Genomic DNA, 824 nt, shown 5'->3' with positions numbered 1-824 from the left:
TACGTGGGTAGGACTTGACTAAGATCAAGCGTCCAACCGGAGTCATCATGGCACCACCAATGCCTTGTATCACTCGTGAGATGACCAAAAAACTTAACGTAGAGGCCATAGCGCACAGTAGTGAGCCCACGCAAAATACCACAATGGCTGATAAGAAAACACGGCGTGTACCATACTTATCTGCCAAAAACCCACTAATTGGGATGAAAATGGCTAAGGTGAGCGCATAGCTGATAACGGCCCATTGCATTTTTAACGGTGATTCATCCAACGCTAATGCCATTTGTGGCAATGCGGTGTTCAAAATAGTGGCATCTAAAATCTGCATAAATAACGCTACCGCTAGGACATAGGGTAGGTATTTATTTTGGGTTGGGGTGAGCGTCAGCATGTCAATCCCATTGGATATCTTATTATAAAATTGGGAGGTTCGCGTCTTTACGGACAGATTGCGCGATATAAGTTGAGTAGTATAAGAAAGCTTAGAGGGTAATTAAAGTGCCTCAAGGTAACGAAGCATTATGGCGGCTTGGGTCATTGAGCGGTATGTCATTAATCACAGCAAAATCGTAACATTGATTACAAGAGAAGACTTTAATATCAGCAGAGGTTATCGTTATAGTAAAGCCTAGCTAACAAATAGCATAGCAATTGATAGAATGATTAGCATGGCTATCAAAAAAAACAGTACTAAGATAAGTAAAAGCTAATATAACCAAAAATAATGGCAATAATCACTAAGGATATTCTATGAGTAATGCATCAACCAGTGACACACAAAACGATAAATATGTACCGCCTAAAGTTTGGACACAAGACAAAGA

The 824-nt window shown here is 40.2% G+C and carries 1 protein-coding gene; it reads right to left on the bottom strand.

The genetic code is table 11. From position 1 onward, the window contains the following. Nucleotides 1-391, bottom strand: a 391-nt coding sequence (locus ACS8FC_RS16290) for an MFS transporter (RefSeq protein WP_439297544.1), incomplete at its 3' end; no start/stop codon positions are given. Nucleotides 392-824 lie beyond the last annotated feature (433 nt).

It is taken from the genome of Psychrobacter sp. 1Y4, assembly GCF_051847555.1.
Note: the sequence above shows the minus strand (reverse complement) of the source record. Positions and strands in the feature narration are given on the sequence as shown.